At 66.9% G+C, this 19,162-nt stretch carries 16 protein-coding genes; 1 reads left to right on the top strand and 15 read right to left on the bottom strand.

The window, feature by feature from the left end; genetic code table 11:
• The first annotated feature begins 104 nt into the window (after window positions 1–104).
• Entirely contained in the window at window positions 105–2,357 is a 2,253-nt protein-coding gene (locus tag ML01_RS06605; protein WP_058554596.1) for a hypothetical protein, read from the top strand.
• Between the two features lie 51 nt (window positions 2,358–2,408).
• Here the strand turns inward: ML01_RS06605 and ML01_RS28450 are convergent, their stop codons facing one another.
• The 15 genes from ML01_RS28450 to ML01_RS06535 all read right to left on the bottom strand — a co-directional run bounded on the left by ML01_RS28450 (window position 2,409) and on the right by ML01_RS06535 (window position 19,156).
• Complete coding sequence (locus tag ML01_RS28450) at window positions 2,409–3,398, bottom strand: Swt1 family HEPN domain-containing protein (RefSeq protein ID WP_156427585.1); 990 nt, start codon at window positions 3,396–3,398, stop codon at window positions 2,409–2,411.
• A gap of 23 nt (window positions 3,399–3,421) precedes the next feature.
• The gene (locus ML01_RS06600) at window positions 3,422–5,164 is read right to left on the bottom strand and encodes an ATP-binding protein (RefSeq protein ID WP_162267978.1); all 1,743 of its coding nucleotides are present in this window, start codon (window positions 5,162–5,164) and stop codon (window positions 3,422–3,424) included.
• 206 nt (window positions 5,165–5,370) lie between these two features.
• Window positions 5,371–6,153 (bottom strand): phosphoadenosine phosphosulfate reductase family protein, encoded by a 783-nt coding sequence (locus ML01_RS06595; RefSeq protein ID WP_058554594.1) that lies wholly within the window; start codon window positions 6,151–6,153, stop codon window positions 5,371–5,373.
• Window positions 6,150–9,698, bottom strand: a complete 3,549-nt coding sequence (locus ML01_RS06590) for a hypothetical protein (RefSeq protein WP_156427584.1) — start codon at window positions 9,696–9,698, stop codon at window positions 6,150–6,152. Before ML01_RS06590 ends, ML01_RS06595 begins: the two co-directional genes overlap by 4 nt.
• Complete coding sequence (locus tag ML01_RS06585; RefSeq protein ID WP_058554593.1) at window positions 9,695–10,615, bottom strand: DUF4007 family protein; 921 nt, start codon at window positions 10,613–10,615, stop codon at window positions 9,695–9,697. The genes ML01_RS06590 and ML01_RS06585 overlap by 4 nt, the downstream gene beginning before the upstream one ends.
• The gene (locus tag ML01_RS06580) at window positions 10,612–10,839 is read right to left on the bottom strand and encodes a hypothetical protein (protein WP_254045152.1); all 228 of its coding nucleotides are present in this window, start codon (window positions 10,837–10,839) and stop codon (window positions 10,612–10,614) included. The genes ML01_RS06585 and ML01_RS06580 overlap by 4 nt, the downstream gene beginning before the upstream one ends.
• Window positions 10,840–11,217: 378 nt before the next feature.
• Window positions 11,218–11,916: an endonuclease III domain-containing protein gene (locus tag ML01_RS06575; RefSeq protein ID WP_371258185.1), complete on the bottom strand. Its 699-nt coding sequence runs from the start codon at window positions 11,914–11,916 to the stop codon at window positions 11,218–11,220.
• 40 nt (window positions 11,917–11,956) lie between these two features.
• A complete protein-coding gene (locus ML01_RS06570) occupies window positions 11,957–13,189 on the bottom strand; it encodes a glucose-1-phosphate adenylyltransferase family protein (RefSeq protein WP_058554619.1) in 1,233 nt (410 codons plus the stop codon).
• 122 nt (window positions 13,190–13,311) lie between these two features.
• Window positions 13,312–13,536, bottom strand: a complete 225-nt coding sequence (locus tag ML01_RS06565) for a hypothetical protein (protein ID WP_058554591.1) — start codon at window positions 13,534–13,536, stop codon at window positions 13,312–13,314.
• Window positions 13,537–13,614: 78 nt separating this feature from the next.
• Entirely contained in the window at window positions 13,615–15,216 is a 1,602-nt protein-coding gene (gpmI, locus tag ML01_RS06560; protein ID WP_058554618.1) for a 2,3-bisphosphoglycerate-independent phosphoglycerate mutase, read from the bottom strand.
• 328 nt (window positions 15,217–15,544) lie between these two features.
• Complete coding sequence (pdxJ, locus tag ML01_RS06555; protein ID WP_058554590.1) at window positions 15,545–16,312, bottom strand: pyridoxine 5'-phosphate synthase; 768 nt, start codon at window positions 16,310–16,312, stop codon at window positions 15,545–15,547.
• 5 nt (window positions 16,313–16,317) lie between these two features.
• Window positions 16,318–17,115 carry a DNA repair protein RecO gene (gene recO, locus ML01_RS06550; RefSeq protein WP_058554589.1) on the bottom strand — a complete coding sequence of 266 codons (798 nt, stop codon included), beginning with the start codon at window positions 17,113–17,115 and terminating at the stop codon, window positions 16,318–16,320.
• A gap of 36 nt (window positions 17,116–17,151) precedes the next feature.
• Window positions 17,152–18,039, bottom strand: a complete 888-nt coding sequence (gene era / locus ML01_RS06545) for a GTPase Era (RefSeq protein WP_058554588.1) — start codon at window positions 18,037–18,039, stop codon at window positions 17,152–17,154.
• A gap of 8 nt (window positions 18,040–18,047) precedes the next feature.
• Entirely contained in the window at window positions 18,048–18,740 is a 693-nt protein-coding gene (gene rnc / locus ML01_RS06540) for a ribonuclease III (RefSeq protein ID WP_058554587.1), read from the bottom strand.
• The gene (locus ML01_RS06535; RefSeq protein WP_156427583.1) at window positions 18,737–19,156 is read right to left on the bottom strand and encodes a DUF4845 domain-containing protein; all 420 of its coding nucleotides are present in this window, start codon (window positions 19,154–19,156) and stop codon (window positions 18,737–18,739) included. Before ML01_RS06535 ends, rnc begins: the two co-directional genes overlap by 4 nt.
• Between the last annotated feature and the right edge of the window lie 6 nt (window positions 19,157–19,162).

The following is a 19,162-nucleotide window of genomic DNA, read 5'->3' as shown; positions in this document are numbered from 1 at the left end:
TCTGGTGCGCGGGCGCAGCTTCGTGCACCCTATGCCACCGGGCGCGGCAGCCGGGTGAGGGCCCGTCGTGACCCGCCCCGATCAGCACGAACCGGAGCAGTACCATGACGGCCGCCACAGACACCAACCCCCCGCCCCCGCGCCCGCGCGTGGTGCTGCGCCTGGGCTTCGCCGGTCGGCGCGAGATTGACGGCGCGCAGTTGACCAACCTCGCCCGCGCGCTCGATCGGGTGCTCGCGCGACTCGGCCACCGGCTCGCGGCGCTGACGCCGGGCACGCCGTTGGCAACCTCCGCGGAGCCCTTGGTGGCGGCCTTCTACGACGGCAGGCGGCGGCCGCTGCTGCGGCTGGTGACGGGCCTCTGCGAGGGCGCGGACACCGCCGCGGCGCTGGCGCTGGAGCGGCTGACGGTGACGGCGGACACGGCGGGGCCGCACGCCGCCGCCGCGTCCTGCATCGACACCGAGCTGGCGGCGGTGCTGCCCTTCGACATCGCGCGCTATCGCGCGAGCCGCTACGACTGGTTCCAGGCGGAATTCGACCGCCAGGCCGCCGCCTGCGCCTATATCGTCGAGCTGGACGGCCTGCACGACCGCCCGCAGCCGGCCCCCGAGCCGGACTCCCCGCGCGATCGCCTCGCCCGCCGCCGCCGCGCCCGCGGCTACCGCGCGCAGTCCAAGGTGCTGCTGCGCCAAGTCGATCTGCTCATCGCCGCGGCGGACCCGGACGCGGCGGGCAAGGCCGGCGGCACACTCGAGACCATCGCCGCCGCGCTCGCCTTCGCGCTGCCGGTGGTGTTCATCCACACCGGCGATGCATCCATCCGCGTCGTCGACCCGGAGCAGGACCTGGCCTCGGCGCTGGCGGACCCGCTGCCGACGGATGCGGCGCTGGACGCCACGCTGGACCGTCTCGTGGAGCAGCTCATCGCGGACCCGGAGCTCGCCGCGAGCCGCACCGACGGCGGCGTCGCGGTCGAGGGGCTGCCGCTGTTGGCCGAGTTCTTCGACGCGGCGCAAACACCGCCGGCGCCGGCGCACCGGACCTTCGCGGACCGCCTCCGGCACTGGAGCTGGCGGGCGCTGCGCGAGCGCCTGGGGACCCGGCCCAGGACCGGGGCAAGCGCCGAGGACGGCGGCGACGGCGGCGACGGCGGCTTCGCGCCGGAGGCATCCCCGTTCCATGTCTACCGCGACCGCGCCCGGCGGCTCAACCACCACTACAGCGGCCTGTATCGCGGCGCCTTCGTGCTCGGCTACGGACTCGCGGTGGCCGCGGTGCTGCTCGCGACCCTGGCGCTGGTGCTGCTCGGCCAGGGCCAGAGCGAGGCGGCGCAGATCCTCAAGGGGGCGGCCGACGCGGGGCATGCGGCAGCGCCCGCGCTCGCCGCAACCACCGCGACCGGCCATGCGCAGGCGGTGCTGCCGGACTGGCTGGTGCCGGCGCTGTTGGCACTCGGCTTCGGCAAGCTCGTCATCGTCTGGTTCATCGCCCGCAACACCCAGCGCGCCAACGGCGAGCAATGGAGCGACCTCGCCGTGGACTATCGCTACCTCGCCGAGCGGCTGCGGACCATGCTCTACCTGCCGCTCGCGGGCAGCTTCCAGCCCCCCGCCGCGGCGCCGCCGCAGTACGCATCCCGCGTGGCGCGACAAAGCGCGGTGGACTGGCTGTTCGAGGCGATTCTGCGCTCGGTGTCGCCGGCCGCCTTCGGCGTGGACGAGACGCTGCCGGGCTGGAACGGCGGCACGCTTCGCGTTCGGGTGCTGCGCCCGCGCCCGGCGTCGGCGCTCGCCGTGCTGCGGGAGCATTGGGTGCGAGGCCAAGTCGCCTATCACGCCGACAACGCCCGCATCATGCGCCGGCTGGACCTGTTCACCGAGCAGACCGCACGGCGCCTGGGCAGCGCGCTGGTGGCCGTGGTGGTGCTGGACCTTGCCCTGGTCGCCTGGGAGCTGCGCGGCACCCTGCCGGCGTCCATTGCGCCGACGGCGCACCTGGCCGCGCCCTGGCTCATGTTCCTGGCGGCGCTGCTGCCGGCCGCGGTGGCGGCGCTGAGCGGCCTGCGCTTTCAGAGCGAATGCCGACGCCTGGCGGAACGCTCCGAGCACCTGCGCCGGCTGCTCGGCGGCCGGCCGGCGGATCGGCACGCCCGCCCGCCCGAGCTCACCGGCGGGCGCTGGCTGGAGCTCGCCACGCTGTCGCAGCGCGTCGACGGCTGCACCGCGGACCCGGACAGCGACATCGGCGCCTGGTCCGCGGACGCGCTGGCCGCGGCGGAGCGCATCGCCATCGACTGCGTGCGCGAGGTGGCCGAATGGTCGGTGCTGTACGCGAAGGAGCTGCCGGAGACTTGAGGCTGGACTCTACCTTCGCGGCTCCTAGAACCCTGAGCGCTGCTCGTTTCATCAGAATCCTAGCGGCCCTAGAACGGAGTCCACCTTTCGATGCAACTCCCACACAAGTGTCATCTCCCGCGCGGACGCTTGCCGATACAGTCTCTTGACGGGGTGAGCCCAAAGCTTCCGAACATCGTTTAATCGAGAAATCCACGCGGTGGCTCGGTCTTTGCCCTGCTCACCTGATATTGCCTCCACCACGTAAGAGCAACACGACCAGTTCTTTTTCACAATTTGTGCGAAATCGACCAATGAAAAGTATGCTTCGGGTGGCAGCGTATCGGTACATCGTTCCTCCTCCCTCCGCTTGACGCATTCGACCCGTATCGCCTCAGGCACACATTCATTCCACCAACGGTCCCCGAACTTCCGGTTCAATGTCTGCACAACCCAATTGAATAACCGGGTTTCAATTTCCTCCAGTGCGTTTCCGAGGTTCCCTTTTCGCTGTTCATCCTGCGGGGGCTCGAAGTCCAGCAAAACGACGTGCAGTGGAGAAACGACCGAAAAAGGGCTCAAGAACTTGAGCGCGGTTTCGAACGCGCCCCAAATGCTCTCGCCCGCCGCATCTGCGCTCCCTGGCAAATCCGCCCCGTATCCTCGCGCACTCGATACCAGAACCCAACCCGGATTCACTGCCACGAACCGCCGAACCGCTAGTTCATGCACGTGCGATTCCAATCGCAAGCGCATGATCTTGGAATTAGCATCCCACCCTGCGCCATCCTCTTCCACCGGCAATCTCGCCGCAACTACAAGAAACGGGGGCTTAATCAACTTTCGGCCGGCCACGTTGGCGCACGCCTGCCGAAAAGTACTCTGCAGGAAAGGCCCGAAATGCGTCGAAATGCGAACGATCAAGCCGGAAGGATCATGGGTTTCGCCGACATAGAGGACTTTGTGCTGGGGAGCTGCCAGGATGTATAGCCAGGGAATCCGCTTAGTCACGTCTAGGCGCGCTGCCGCCAGCCCCGTGAAATGTACCGCGGGAACGTACATCGCAACTTGGCACCGACCGCCTTTCAGTCACCAACGTCCGAGCCAGAAATCTTCTGGAGCTCGGCGCCAAGGGATTCCGCGAGATCTTCGCCAAACGTACTGGCCTTACGACGGAAACGATCGAGCACCTTCTCGACCTGATCGGCCTTGACGTCCCGCCAAGTGGTGGAGCGAACCTCCAGTTCTGCACGCGCGAGGATCGTCAGCATTTGATACAAGATAATCGTAATCCGTGGGTCGTCCTGCGCGGCAGCCAAGACTTCCGCGACCCACGTATGCTGCGTGTTCATCATCGTCTCCGCAGCCCCCAGATCGACCGCAGCGTAGGGCAGCCACATCGCGTTTCCCTTCATGCCGCTCACCGGGATGACGCGATCCTTCTCTTGTGCTCTTTGCGTAATACTCTCCTTGGTAACACGCTCGTCTTGAAGCGACGCAAGGGTCGCTAGGCCGATCTCCTGTTGTCGCTGGCGCCGCGCCTCAATTTCCGCAGTCGAGCTGACTTCGGTTCCAGGGGTGTAGTCCAAATCGGACACGGGCGTATTGACTATACTCTCGTTCGCGGCTGCGTCCTTACGCTCCTTCTTCCACTCGGCCTCACGCGCTCCTGCGTTCTTCCACGCATCCACGCTTTTACTGTGGTAGTTTGCGATTAGGCCTTTCAAATTACTGCGCGCGGCTTTGGACAACTTGATATGACGCTTCTTGACATCGAGCGCCACCACTGCGTCGGCTCCTTCATCCATCATCAGCCGTCCCCTGAAGGCCCATGCCGATGTCTGGCTCGACACCAAGCCCCAAAACCGTTCCGCCATGACAATGATGCGCCTATTGCGGTACACAAAAAAGCCGTGCCGGGGCAGCCGCGTATATGGATCTACATCGATCTGGTAGCGTTCCCGCATTTCCTTCTGGCCGCCGACAGGCGCAAAGCTGGGCGGATGGATCAGATGCGTTGCGGTGATGATCGCATCCGCCCCCGCACCCAAGGATAGGGGCGTATCATCCAACAGGAGCCGCACGTCGCGACCGTCCCAATCTTCAGGATTGCCGATCGAACCGTTCGCCCGCGCTTCCTCCAGAAACAAAGGATCAATCCCACTCAGCGGGGTACCGTTGACCTCGATCGCAATCGGCTGTGACGCCGTGTCGCCGCCGGCCCCCGGGGACAAAAAGAGATGGTAGATGTTCGAAACGTGCCGCCGGAAGTAGGTCGTGAAGGCCTGGAAGGCAGGTTGACTATCCGTCGGCTCTTCGATGATCAGCAGCGTACCGTGATCCGGGTTCGGCGCCAAGGTTTCCCAAATGGCCAAGTAATGATCGGGAGGATCGCCCAAGTCGATGCGATACTTACCGTATTGCTGTATGTCGGACACCTCCAGAACCGCACAACAAAGCTTCGTATCAGATTGCTTGCTGACTAACGCGAGCTTGTTTCCCAGAGAAAGCCCAGCGGACTTCAAGCCAAGGCCGAACTTGCCCAGTGAACCGGCGGGGTAATCGCGTTCACTTCCCAACGTAAAAGCGTTCTTTAGGCCTTGCTCATCCATTCCGCTGCCGTCATCAACGATAATATAGCGGCCGACGGTGTCTGTAGTTCCCTCTTCGTCATTAAACTGCTCCTCCAACTGCACACGAATGGTCTTCGCGCCCGCGTCTACACAGTTGTCCATAAGGTCGCACAAAGCGACCTCCGGATCATAGCCAATGCTCGCCACTGCGGCTACGAGTTTGCCAGCGTGTGCGGGAATTTCTACTTTTGTCATTTGGGCACGCCTCGCCTTTTGGTTTAATGGGCTTGAAAACGTTGCTGTTACTACTCGATGGCTCATTCGCAGGCCACGACCGCGAGCCGCAGGTGAATAGTCTCCGATACGAATCGGTGGTTGACGTTCCTAGTTCTGGCTTAGCCGGAAGGTGCTCGATCCGCGTGTCCGCCACCTTGGAAATTACAGCGAGACTAGGAATCCGCCTAGTTACTGCAAACTATACACGCTTGCGCATCGGCATCGTCGTCCTGAGTGCTTATCCGTAGGGACTCCTGCCACGACATACCTTGTTCTCGCGTCGAACCTGACGACTCATATTGCGCGGCCTTGGCAACGAGCTCGTCAAGCGTCATACCGGCGACCCATGTATATCCGTCCTTATCTGCCTCATAGCGCATCGCGGCTTCGAAGAGCTTCGGATGCTCGCGGCGCAACGCGAGCCACTCGCCGCGTTGTTGAAAAAAGCAAAAATAGCAACCTGAGCGCTTCCGCCATCGGTAATAGTCTGGAATACCCACCGTGTCCTCCAGGATCCTAAAAACGTCCTCGCGGCCGATTCCATCCTGAATGAAGGGGAACACGGGGTTAATGTTGCGCTTGGTGCTGATATAGCCTTCACGGTTCTCGTCGGCACGGATGCCGATATATGACAGCGCTGGGTCGTCGCCAATGAATCGCTCGAACGGCTCGATCTTCATGACGCGGGTACACCACCGCTGCCGCGGCGATGGCAAATAGCCGCCGTACATCTTTAGATGATGATCGAAATCGCGCCCGCTGTTCAGGCGGGCCACCTCCTTGCCGAGGTAATCCTCCATACGATCGATGAAGTCGTAGACCTCGGGAAGCTCGGCGCCAGTATCGCAAAAGAAATACTCCATGTCCGGCACCGTGCCCTTGTCCTTAAGGTAAATGGCGAGGGCCGCACTGTCTTTGCCTCCTGACAGGCCGAGCACGTGACGAATGGACCTTTGCTGTTCAGTCATGCCTTCCCCCGGGTAGCGGATTGCCGGCTCAGTTGAAGTGAGCCGTGGTCTGCTGTCGACCGTAGCTGGTCTTCGCGCGCTTGAAGAAGCTCTTCGGTTAGTTCGGCGAGCAGTGCGTACCTCAGCGAAGGGTCCGGTAGGTTGCGAATTTGCTCAGAAATCTGCTCACGTACCGTCTTGATGGCCGTTCGGGCGGCGTGATCGATAAAGACCACTTGCTCGTGCTCTGTCCCACCCTTCCGGAGGCTCCGCAGCAGGACGACATCAAACTCGGTATCCGTTGCATGCCGGTTCCGGTCGTAGTGAACCCGCAACGTCTCGATGTCGTGGACTCGGCGCGTGAACTCCGCTAGGCGGTATTCTGCCCCTTCCGAATCGGCGTCATTCCACTTCTTTGCCGGCTTTTGCCCGAGGAATAGGAGGACGTTCGCAAACCACTCCTCGTCGGTCCCCGAGTCTTTCGTCAGCCGCCGGATGAAGGCCCGCAGGCCATCGGCGTCGATCGTGTAGCGATCGAGTCCATCGAGACGGCCGCGCAGAATGACCCTCAGCTCGGCCAGATCCGAATCCCGATCGAGGTTGAAGGCTTGCGCCATCAGGCCCTGGAAGTGCTGCAAAAGATCGGGGAAGGCCGACTTCAGCTCGCGAAGGGCTTGCTTGAGGCGATCAGCGAACTTACGCAGAGCCGCCTCGTCTGGGTTGTCTTGCGCTAGGGTTTCGAGACCGCATGCAATCGGCAGTTCCTCGAACAGCAGCGCGTGGGGGGACTTGGCGAAGGCGAAGACGCTGCGCACCCGTTGCGCGGTCTGGGAAACCCGCTTCGTGAGGTTCGCGTACTCAGGCAAGTCGCCCATAAACTTCGCCAAGGGCCGAGCGATGGTTAGGACGCTTGTACCGCGCTGCGGGTCCTCGAACATGAGCCGGAGATACTCGCGGAACAACGACGCCCGTAGGCCCTCGATACGGAAGCTCTGTACGGCGAAATCGCCCGGACGCCGAACGAACCGCTCGATCTGTTCTTCGGTGAGGTAGGGGATGTAGCGCCCCTCCTCGAATAATGCGCACTCGTCTTGGTACACCAGGTAGCCAGCGAGATAGAGTATGGGCAGAACACCGCGCTTGATGCCGTAGGGCGGAGCCTGAAGCAAGGCGTCAAGTACCGAGAACGGCGCCGGCGCCTGTTCGTTCTCAGTCATGAATGCGGCGATGCGTTGCCACACCGGACCAAAGCGGAACTCTCTTGCGCGCTTGCCGGCCGTGCCGTTTACGGTCGGCGCCGAGAACGCCCAGCTCTGGTCCCCCGCCGCCGCCGGCCGATGGATGCCCGGCTCTCGCAAGAGGGCCAGGTAGATCGCCCGTTCCGGCGGAAATTTTTCGATTCCGAGATCAGTATCCGATTCGCGCCGCAGCATGGCGGCAAGCAAGCGATTGCGGGCTGCGGCAGCCTGAGACGACGGCTTGTCGCGGTTGATCAGCTCGTTCTTGATGGTCGGGCTCGCGTGGTAGATCTCGTCCAGGATGCGCGACAAGGCCGACTGCAAGTCGCGGCGCGTCGCTAGGTCCAGCGCACGCCCCCGCCAATACCAAACGCCAGCGCGTGGGTCTTCCGACAACGCGCGCAATATCTCGCGGCGCTTCGCCGCGGTTACGGCAAGCCTGTCTTTATATTCGCGTTGGGCGACCGGGTCGGTGTTCAGGGCCTGCGCCTCGCGACGGACACGCTCCAATGCCGTGACCTCGGCGATGACCTGTCGCAAGCGATCGGCATCCGGGCAGGCGACCAGGATGTCCGCTCCCTTGAAGTACCCGAGCACTTCGTCGTTGAAGCGTGCGCGATCCGCTTCGTTCTGAATAAGAAAGAAGATAATTCGCGGCGTGTCCGTCGACTCGGGAAGCCGCCGGAAGCTGTCCACATCGGCGAAGCTCGGCAGGTAATAACGCAAGGTCCCGGTTTGAATCGCGTGCCGGCGACCGAGAATCGGCGGAAGGGCATGCTCCTTGTTGAGGGCGCTTGCGAGATTGAAGCGTCCGGCACGCTCGACTTGTTCCTGCACCGCGGCATCGAGGTCAAAGTCGCTTCCTTCCCAGACTCGATACTCGCCACTGAACTTACGGTATTGCAGTACGGATTTTGCAATGAGCTGTCGGATAGCGGCTGATGCTGTACTCGGAGGACCATCGCACAGGGCGACCACATCTTTCGACGCCTTCAGGCCACCCTGCGCACCGACGATGTTCAGGAGACCGATGGACTTGAGCAGGCGCTCCTGCTCCGGCGGGGCATCGCCGAGCCGCTCCGTGGCGGTGACGACCTCGGTCCAGCGTCGGCGGGTGTAGTGGTCGGTCACGGCCGCGGACTGATTGCGGATGAAGTATTCGTAGATTTGCCAGGGCAAGATCCAGTCGCCGATCCGAGCAAGGCGGCTCAGGCTGTCACCGAGTCCGTAGGGCTCCAGGCTCCCCAGGTAGCTGAACAGCGTGCGCTCGTTCTGCGCGACCTTCTGGCAAAGCAACGGGAGCAGCAAGGCGGCGAGCGGGTGCAAGGGGTAGCAGCGCGCAAACAGCTCGGCCGCACTCTGGGCCGTCAGCGATTTCGGCAGGGCATCGGCCGACGCCAGCCGCTCGGCAATATCGAGCGCCTGTGCGTGGATGCCGGCGCGCTGTTCGGCATCGAGCCGGTGCGTGAAGGCGGCGGCGACGACGCGCAAAACCTGCTCCGCGGATTCGATGAACGGGATGGTCTCGAAACGGCCCTGCACCTTTGTCCATTCGTTGCGGAGCGTGTCGCCCAGACCGCGGGCGTACTGGTCCATGGATTGATGCAGCAGCACCAGCAGGGTGAGCTTGGCGCCATGGTCGGCACCGGTGCGTTCCGCGAGGGCTTGCAGCAGGAAGATGTCGTTGGCGCCCGAGTGCCGGGCTTCGTATTCGAGAAACTTGCCGAGCTCGTCGATGACCAGCAGCAGACCGCGGCCACCTGCGCGGGCGATGGCGTCTTGCAGCGCGGCGACGAGTTTCATCAACTCGCTCGTGGTGGGCGGCTGTTCCGCCGTCGCCGCCCGCTGCAACGCGTCGATGACCGCCGGCCGACGCCCGGCACGGTCGGCCCAATAGCGCAGTGCGCCGTCGGCGAGGGCCTCCGTCAGGCGCGTTGCGAAAGGCTCGGGGCTGCCGGTGAGGACGATCACGCAGTGGCCGCAATGGCCGTGCTCGGGCCGATCGGGGTCCCGAAAGCGGTGCGCCAGATCGGGCTCGGCCGCGTTCAGCACTTCCCAGGCGGCTTGCGTGTTGGTCGAATCGGGCGCCCCGAGCAGGTGCGTCAGGAACGCGGCAAAGGTCGATTTGCCAACGCCATAGGGACCGACCAAGGACCAGGCACCCAAGGCGCGTTTTAGGTCGAGGCTGTCGGCAATGCGGGCGAGTGTGTGCAGGGCGCGCGGCGTCGGGATGTAGCCCCGCACCACGGCCGGAGAGTCGCTGTCGCGCTCTAGATTGACGGAGCGCGTGTAATGGGCATTGACGAGGATGTGATCAGTGAGGCTCATGCCGCTGCTCGCTGGTGGGTGCCGTTGTAGTGGGCATCAAGCATGTCGATGGGGGTGAGATCATCGAGCACATACAGTTGGTGCACGCCCGCGGTCTCGCGCAGCTCAAGCTTATGCGGCATCCCGGCGACGAGCCTCTCCAGCTTTGCCAGCAAGTCGCCTTCCGTGAGTCGGAATACCGCGCCCAGCGCCGGATAACCGACCGGGCCGTACATCAGGTCCGCCACCGGGAGCTGCATTTCGCCGAGCTCCCGCAGCAGTTCCACCACGGCGAAGCCGAGGATTGTCGGCGGCAAGTCCTCGCGGGCGGCGGGCCGGGATTCGTAGCCGTGCGCTTCCGGCAGCTCGGTGATGAGGCCGAGCACAGTCAACGGTGAGTCCAGGGCCTCTTCGATCTGAAGGTTCCCGCTCGGTGCGCTGCGGACGTACATGCGCCGCAGTACCTCGGAGTCCGACTTGAGCGTGGACGGCGACACGCGGCTCTGCACCTGGGCCTTCACGAAGTCTTGGAGCGCCGTTGTCAGCTCGCCACCAGTGAACTCGGGCTTGTGGAAACGGTTGAAGAACCACCACCAGGACGTGGCCAGCGCCGGGTTTGATGCGATCAGCCAGTGCAGCAGCCAAATCGTCGCCTCGTCTTCGAGGTACGGGTCGCAGCCGTCGTCATCGAAGACATAGGCGCCGATGTCCGTGAGCGTCCAGCCCATCTCGCTGCGCTCGATGAGGCGCGCGGCCTGCAGCCAGTAACGGATGGAGCTGACCATGTTCTTGCCGACGCCGAGTCGGACGGTAGCATCCTCCGCCTCGAACACGGGTTCACCGCCGATCAGCGCCTGCGCCCCCTTCGTGAGCCAGCCGAAGCGCAGTGCGAAGGTTTCGTGTCGGCCGAAGGCGGTGCGTTCGAAGTCGAACCTCATCCGTATCTCCTGTCTTCATCGTCGCCATCGGCAACCATCAGTTTCAGCGTCAACTGGCCCCGATCACGCAGGTACTCGTTGGCGTTGTCCAGAAACCACTGCTTCAAGGTGACCCCGTCCCGGTCTAGGGCTGCGTAAAGCTCTTTTTTCAAGTCCGGATCAATCTCCACGACGACCCGACCGCTGCGCCCGACAGGCATCGGCACACCACTTGGCTGTTGCATGGCTGCATGTAACATAGGGCATGTTATGTGACGTCGCAATGGCGAACTGATCGTGGATTTCGACCACTGCACCTGGAAAGTCCGACGGTTCGTGCGCTCGCACAGTTAAGCAGCCAGGCAGGCTCAAAACCTGAGCCCGCGCGCGATCCTGCCCTGATCGAGGCCGCGGCTCTTGCAGCGGAATCCGAGCGTGCTGCACCGGCCGTGTTCTGCGGCACGTTGGATACACGATTGCTACTTACGGCCGAAGTTTAGGCTGCCTTTCGTCTGTTGACGAGTGGTTTCTGACCGACCACCTATGCAGCGGCAGGGCAAAGAAGCTACACGAGAGCACGTGGGCGCCGAGGCGCAAAGCGCGGTCTATCACTGATGCCCGGCTCAGACCCGGCTCGGGCAGCGCTCCCGCAGCACGCAGTCGCCGCAGCGCGGGCGGCGCGCCCGGCACAGGTCCTTGGCGTGGCGGACGATCAGCGCGTGGTACTCGTTGAACAGCGCGGCGTCGGGGCCAAGGGCCTGCTCGAACCAGGCGCGGAGCACCTCGTAGGGCTCGCCGCCGCCGATGAGGCCGAGCCGCGCGAAGAGCCGGCGGGTATAGGCATCGATGACGAACACGGGCCGCTCGAAGGCATACAGCAGCATGTCGTCCGCGGTCTCGGGGCCGATGCCGTGCATGGCCAGGAGCCGCGCGCGCAGGCCGATGGTGTCCATGACTGCCAGCGCCGCCTCGCCGCCGGCCGCCAGCAGCGCCGCGCAGAAGGCCCGCAGCCGGGCGGCCTTGACGTTGAAGTAGCCGACGGGGCGGAGCAGCGCGGCAAGCTCGGGCTCCGGCAGGGCCAACAGCGCCGCGGGCGTCAGCGCGGTGCGCGCCGTGACCTGCCGCAGCGCCTTCTCGACATTGGTCCAGGCGGTGTTTTGGGTCAGGATCGCGCCGACCATGACCTCGAAGGGGGTGTCCGCCGGCCACCAGTGCTGCGGGCCGTGGGCGGCGAGCAGGCGCTCGAAGACGTCGCGCAGCGCTGGCTCGGCGGCCGGCGCCGACGCGGTGGTCGGCGCGGCGACGCTGCCGTCGGCAGTCACGGCCGGCGCGTCGGGAGCAGCGCCCGGGTGGCAGGCCGCGTCAGACCCGCCGCCCCTTGGGGATGACGACGATGCCGTCGGCGGAGACGTGGAAGCGCGCCTCGTCGGCACCGCGGTCGAAGCCGATGCGCTCGCCGGGGCCGATGACGACGTCCTTGTCGCAGATGCAGCGGCGGATCTGCGCGCCGGGGCCGACCTTGACCCCTTCGAACAGGATGGCCTCGTCGACGATGGCGCCGTCTTCGACCTCCACCAGCGGAAACAGCACGGAATGGCTGACGCCGCCGCCGCGGATGACGGTGCCGGCGGCGAGCATGGAGTTGACGAAGATGCCCTCGTTGCCGGAGGTGGCACCCGGCACCGTGCGCGCCGGCGGGTACTGACCCTGGTAGGTGAGGATGTTCCAGTCCGGCTGATAGAGATCGAGCGGCGGTGCCGCCTCCAACAGCGCCATGTTGGCGCGGAAGTAGGCGTCGGTGGAGCCCAGGTCGGACCAGTAGCGGTCCGGCGTCACGCGGCCGCGCTCGCCGCCGAAGCGATAGGCGCAGACCGTCTCGCGGCCGAGCAGCGGCGCGAGCAGGTGCGTCGCGAGATCGGTGCCGGCGCCCGGCGGCGATTCCGCCGAGGCGCGCGGTGTCGCCTCCGCCTCGGCGGCGGCGAGGCTGTCGATCTCCGCGAGCAGCAGCGCCTTGTCCACGACGTACACGCCCATGGGTGCATCGAAGGTCGCGGCCGGGTCCGGCGGCGGACCGAGGCCCGTGATGTGCTCGGCTTCGCCGTGCAGCATGACGTCGCCGCCCGGGAAGGCGCCGCCGGCCGGGCGCACGGCCACGGTCACGCCCGCGCCCTGCTCGACGTGGAAGCGCACCAGCTCGGCGTAGTCCATGCGGTAGACGAGCCCGCCGTCGAGCAGCAGCAACTGCTCGGCGCGCGAGCGCTCGATGAGGTAGCGGTTCTGCCGCAGCGCGTCCAGCACGCCGCCGTACCAGCCGTCGCCCGCGCGCATCTGCGGCGGCACCGAGGTGATGAACTCGCCGAGCTCCGCGTTGAACACCGACCAGGCATCGCGCAGATGCTTGTGCAGCGAGTGGGACTTGTACTGCGTCAGCACCAGCACCTGCCGCAGCCCGGAGTGCAGGCAGTTGGCGAGCGTGAAGTCGATGACGCGGTACTTGCCGCCGAAGGGCACCGCGGCCTTGGTGCGGTGCTGGGTCAGCGGTGCGGGCGCACCGCGCTCGATGGCAAACAGAAAGGTCAGGGTCGCGCTGGGCATGGTCATCGGGGCAGCACCGTCGGGCACTCTGCGAGGTCAGGGGCACTGCCCGGGGCGGGCGGGCCTGCGATCAAGTGTCGCAACGGGGTGACCGGACCCTGCCGGCTGCCCTCGGCGCGGGCTCAGCCGTGGGGCGCCGCCACCGGGCCGGGGACGGTGCCGCCCGAGAACATCGGCACGGCTACGAGCCCGCCGTCTCCGTTGACGATACTGACGGCATTGTAGACCAGCACGCCGGCACCGACGGCGAGGGTCAAGAGCAGCGCGAGCCGATGCAGCAGCGTCGACAGCGTGCGGCGGCGCCGAGCGGGCAGCCCCGGCCCGGGGTTATCTTGCGTGGGCGTCATGTGCGGCCTCCGCTGGGGTTGGGATCATCGGTGTGCGTGTGCGCCTGGTGGTGATGGGTGCCGCTTGGTGCCGCCGGCTCAGCCGGCCGCGGCCATGCGCCCGCCGTCCAGCTCCGCCGTTGGCTGCGGAGAGCAGGTGCGCAGCAGCCGCGAGCGCCCACTCATGGCCGCCGCCACCGGCAGCCCCATCAGGTGCAGCACGGTCGGCGCCACATCGGCGAGCGTGCCTCCCGGTGCGAGCAGCCAGCGCTGCTGGTCCACGACGAGCAGCGGCACCGGGTTGGTGGTGTGCTGGGTGTGCGGCTCGTCGGTCTCCGGGTCGGTCATCAGGTCGCAATTGCCGTGGTCGGCCGTCAAGAGCGCGGCACAGCCGTGGGCGACTGCGGCATCGAGCACCCGGCCCGCCTGGGTGTCCACGGCCTCCATGGCCTGCACGGCGGCAGCCAGGTCGCCCGTGTGGCCGACCATGTCGCCGTTGGCGAAGTTCACGACGATGAAGGCGTACTGCTCGCTCTCGATGGCCGCGACGACGGCGTCCGCCACCTGGCGGGCGCTCATCTCGGGTTTCAGGTCGTAGGTGCGCACCGTCGGCGACGGGATCAGCCGATGCTCCTCGCCCGGGGCCGGTGCCTCGACGCCGCCGTTGAAGAAGAAGGTGACGTGCGCGTACTTCTCGGTCTCGGCGCAGTGGAACTGACGCAGCCCCCGGTCGCTGAGCCAGCGATTCAGCGCCACGGCCGGCGCATCCGGCGTGAATGCAAAGGGCAGCCGCAACGACTTCTCGTACTCCATCATGCAGGTGATGGCCGGCCGCGGCGCGGCGCCGCGGTCGAAGCCGTCGAAATCCGCGATGGCCAGCGCCGCGGCGATCTGGCGCGGGCGGTCTTTGCGGAAGTTGAACAGGACCATCGGGTCGCCGTCGTCGAGGCCGCGATAGCCGCCGATGACGCTCGGATGGATGAACTCGTCGGTCTCGCCGGCGGCATAGGCAGCGCTGATGGCGGCGCGGGCATCGGCGGCAGCGCGGCCCTTGCCGAGCACGATGGCGCGCCAGGCGCGCTCGCTGCGCTCCCAGCGCCGATCGCGGTCCATGGCGTAATAGCGACCGCTGACGGTGGCGAACCCGCCGCCGGCTTCATCCAGCGCCCGTTCCAGATCGCGCAGGTCGTTGAGGGCGGACTTGGGCGGCGTGTCGCGGCCGTCCGTGATCATGTGCAGGAGCGGCTTGGCGCCGCGCCCGCGGCACAGCTCGATCAGCGCCATCAGGTGACGCAGGTGAGAATGCACCCCGCCGTCGGAAACAAGACCGAGCAGGTGCAGCGGCCGACCGGCCGCCCGCGCGGCGTCGGCGGCGGCCAGCAGGGCCGGATTCGCTTGGAAGCTGCCGTCGGCGATGGCGTCGTCGATGAGGACCAGGTCCTGGCGGATGGTGCAGCCGCTGCCGAGCGTCAGGTGGCCGACCTCGGAGTTGCCCATCTGCCCTTCCGGCAGGCCGACGCCGACGCCGGAAGCGTCGAGCAGCGTGAACGGGTAGCGGTAGAAATACTCGTCCAGACGGGGCGTCTGCGCCTGCGCAACGGCGTTGCTGAGCTTGCTCGGGTTCACGCCGACGCCGTCGAGTATCACCAACACCACCGGCTTGGTGGCGACGGGCGTTGGCGGTGCATCTGCTGCGATCATGAACTTCTCCATTACTGTTGCTCAGGTTCCATTGTGCACCGCAATAAGCGTGCCGCGAAAGGCAGTTAGGTCGCCAGGCGCACGCTGGTGGGGCTGCTGGCAAAAGCGCGCGGCGGCGCTTGAACGGCCCCTGCACCACAGCGGTGCGCACCGCGCGATGCTTGGGCATCGCGTCACTGCATGCGACTGCGCCGCCGTGCCGATCAGGACGCGAGCATAGCCCGAGGCGCGGCGTCCGCCGCCTGTGACATTCCCCAATGGGAGCAGGCGCAAACCGCCGCGACGGCTGAGCGGATCGAGCAGCGGCGACGCTCGGCCCGCGCTGCCGTCAGTCCTGCTCGGCGCCGGGCTCCGGCCGCTGCGCCGCCGCGCGCAGCATCAGCGCCTTCATGTCCGCCACCGCGGCGGCGAGCCCGCTGAACACGGCGCGGGCGACGATGGCGTGGCCGATATTGAGCTCGCGCACGCCGGGCAGTGCGGCGACTGCGGCGGTGTTGTGGTAGTCCAGGCCGTGGCCCGCGTTCACTTGGAGCCCGAGATCGAGCCCATGCCGGACCGCCGCGGCGAGCCGTGCCAGCTCCCCGGCGCGCGCCTCGGCGCCGGCGGCATCGGCGTAGTGGCCGGTGTGCAGCTCGACCACGGGCGCGCCGACCTCGGCCGCGGCATCGAGCTGGGCCGGGTCGGCGTCGATGAAGAGCGACACGCGCACGCCCGCCTCCGCCAGCATGGCGCAGAAGTCGCCGAGCTCGGCACGATGCGCCACCACGTCGAGGCCGCCCTCGGTGGTCAGCTCCGCCCGGCGCTCCGGCACCAGGCAGCAATCGGCCGGGCGGATGCGCGCGGCGATGCGGCCCATCTCGGCGGTCGCGGCCATCTCGAGGTTCATGCGCGATTGCAGGATGCCGGCGAGCAGCTCGACATCGCGGTCCTGGATGTGCCGGCGGTCCTCGCGCAGGTGCAGCGTGATGGCGTCGGCACCGGCGTGCTCGGCCACCAGCGCCGCCTGCATCGGCTCCGGATAACGGGTGCCGCGGGCCTCGCGCAGGGTGGCGACGTGGTCGATGTTGACGCCGAGCAGGATCTCGCTGTGGTGCATAGGGGTCAGACTCCTTGTAGTGAATCGGGAGCTGGATCGAGCCGGGTGTGTGCTCCTGGGTCCGGGGTCGGCGCCGACAGCTTTGCGCCACCGCGGCGCCTGGCCGCGAACAGCGCGCGGCTTTGCAGCGGCCGCTCGCCCAGGTGTGGCGCCAGCAGCCGTCGCAGCAGCCGCCGCGCCTCCCGCGCCGCGCCGGGCGGGAGCCGCGTGCCGGCCTCGAGCGCAAGGAGCGTGGCGCCGGACAGCGCATCCGGGTGGTCCATGCCGTCGAGGATTGGGCCGCGTTCCGGCTCCACAACATAGCGCACATCGGCGGCGATCGGCCGGCCCGTGTCGGCGTCGCGGTCGAGCGGCGGACGATAGCCGAGCTGGCCGAGCAGCGTGAGCTCAAAGCGGCGCAGCGGCGTGTCGGCCTCGCCGCCCCCGGCAAGCTCCGTGAGCGCGCGCTGATAGGCCGCGAAAATGATCTCGTCGGCGTCGTGGCGAGCGACCAGGCGCAGCAGCAGCTCGTTGACGTAGAAGCCGCAATAGAGTGCGTCTCCCGCCAGCGGCAGCGGCCGGCCGGCGGGCTCCGCCCGGGTCAGGGTGCCGACCTCGCCGCGGCCGGTCCAGGCGAGCAGCAGCGGCTGATAGGGCTGCAGGAGCGCCGCCTGGCTGCTGCCGCCGCGCCGGGCCCGGCGCGCGCCCTTCGCCACCAGCGCGATGCGCCCGGCGGCGGCGGCGTAGACATCGAGCAGCAGGCTGGTGTCGCCGTAATCGCGGCGGTGCAGCACATAACCGGGTTGCAACTGGTCGCGGGTCATTGGGGCCAGCGCAACATGCGGTGCGCCCGAGGGGTGTCAATCGCCGTAGCCCAGGCTCACCAGCGCCGCCTCGTCGCTGCGCCAGCTTTCCTTGACCTTGACCCAGACCTCCAGATGCACGGGGCAGTCGAACATCGTCTGCATCTGCCGGCGGGCCTCGCTGGCGGTGGCCTTCAGCGCCTCGCCGCCGCGGCCGATGATGATGCCCTTCTGGCTCTCGCGCTCCACCCAGATCAGGGCATGGATGAGGTAGCGGCCGTCCTGGTTTTCGAAGCGCTCGATCTCCACCGTGACCGCGTAGGGCAGCTCCTGCGCGTAGCGGCGCGTAAGCTGCTCGCGCAGCAGCTCGGCGGCAAAGAAGCGCTCCGAGCGGTCGGTGAGCTGATCGTCCGGGAACATGCGCTCGCCCTCCGGCAGGCGTGCGAGCAGCAGGTCTTCGAGCGTGTCCACCTGCGCGCCGTTCTTGGCCGAAACCGGCACGATCTCGGCAAAAGCGTGGCGCTGGGCGAGGGCGGCCAGATACGGCAGCAGCACGGACTTGTCTTTCAGCAGATCCACTTTGTTGACGGCCGCGATCACGGGGGGACCCGAGTTGACCGCGGCATCGAGGGCGAGCTCGTCTTCCCTGGTGAAGCGCGGCGCCTCCAGCACCAGCAGAATGAGATCCACGTCGCCGAGGGCCGAGCGGGCGGTACGGTTCAGCACGCGGTTCAGGGCACTGCCGCCGCGCTGGTGCAGGCCCGGCGTGTCCACGTACAGGAGCTGGCCGTCCGGGCGGCTCTTGATGCCGAGAATGGCGTGCCTGGTGGTCTGCGCCTTGTGCGACGTGATGGCGAGCTTCTGCCCGAGGAGGCGGTTCAACAACGTGGACTTGCCGACGTTGGGCCGCCCGACGATGGCGATGGTGCCGGTGCGGTCAGTCATGGGTGCCCTCACGTGGCGGTGGCGCTGTCGAGCTTGAGCAGCATCGCGGACGCGGCTTCCTGCTCGGCCCGGCGGCGGCTGCTGCCCTGGCCGCTGGCCTCGGCGCCGTCGTCCGGCAGTCGGCAGCGGACGTGGAAAGATTGGTCGTGGGCCGCGCCCGAGACCTCGACGACACTGTACTCCGGCACCGGCCGGCGCCGCGCCTGGAGCCATTCCTGGAGCCGGGTTTTCGGGTCCTTGATGGCCTCGCGGGCTGCGACCTGCGTGAGCCGGCCATCGAACAGCCGCAGCAGCATGGCGCGCACGACCGCGAAGCCGCGGTCGGCATACACCGCGCCAATGATGGCCTCCAGCGCATCGGCGAGGATGGAGTCGCGCGCGTGGCCGCCGGTGCGAAGCTCGCCGGGACCCAAGTGCAGATACTCGCCGAGCTTGAGCTCACGGGCCACCGCGGCAAGGCTGTCCTGGTTCACGAGTGCGGCCCGCCGGCGGCTCAGCTCGCCCTCGTCGGCCTCCGGAAAGCGCGTCCACAGCGCCTCTGCCATGACGAGGCCGAGGGCCGCATCGCCGAGGAACTCCAGCCGCTCGTTGTTCTCGCGGCCGGCGCTGCGGTGGGTCAGCGCGAGCGCAAGCAGGTCGGCCCGCAGTGCGTCGTCGGCGCCGAGCAGGGCCGCCGTGAGCCGGCGAGGGTCCGCGTTCATGGCTTCTTCAACAGCACCTTGTGGTCGAAGGCCATCACCACGTCGACATTGAAAAACAGGTGCTTGCGCACTTCGTAGTCGGCGATCAGGTTGATGCCGTCGGGGTCGCGCTCGAGCTTGAACTGCTGCGTGCCCACATCGCGGATGCTGTTGATGCCGAGCTGCGAGCTCAGGCTCGACATGATGCCGCGCGGCCCCTGGGCGATGACGTCGGGCTTCTCCTGCAGCCGGTCCATGATGCCGCGCACCTGCCAGAAGGTCGCGTACGCGGGGAACATGGCGATGGCGAGGTTGGCGAAGAAGACCACCAGCACGATGATGATCATGACCCCGCCGAAGCCCATGCCGCGCTGGGCGCGTGCACTCGGCCGGCGACGCGACGGGGGCTGGCGGTTCGAAGCGGCGTGGCTGGTCATGGTCGT

This window comes from Thiohalocapsa sp. ML1, from assembly GCF_001469165.1.
In the GTDB taxonomy this organism is placed as follows: domain Bacteria; phylum Pseudomonadota; class Gammaproteobacteria; order Chromatiales; family Chromatiaceae; genus Thiohalocapsa.
This window is presented reverse-complemented; position numbering and strand designations above follow the sequence as displayed.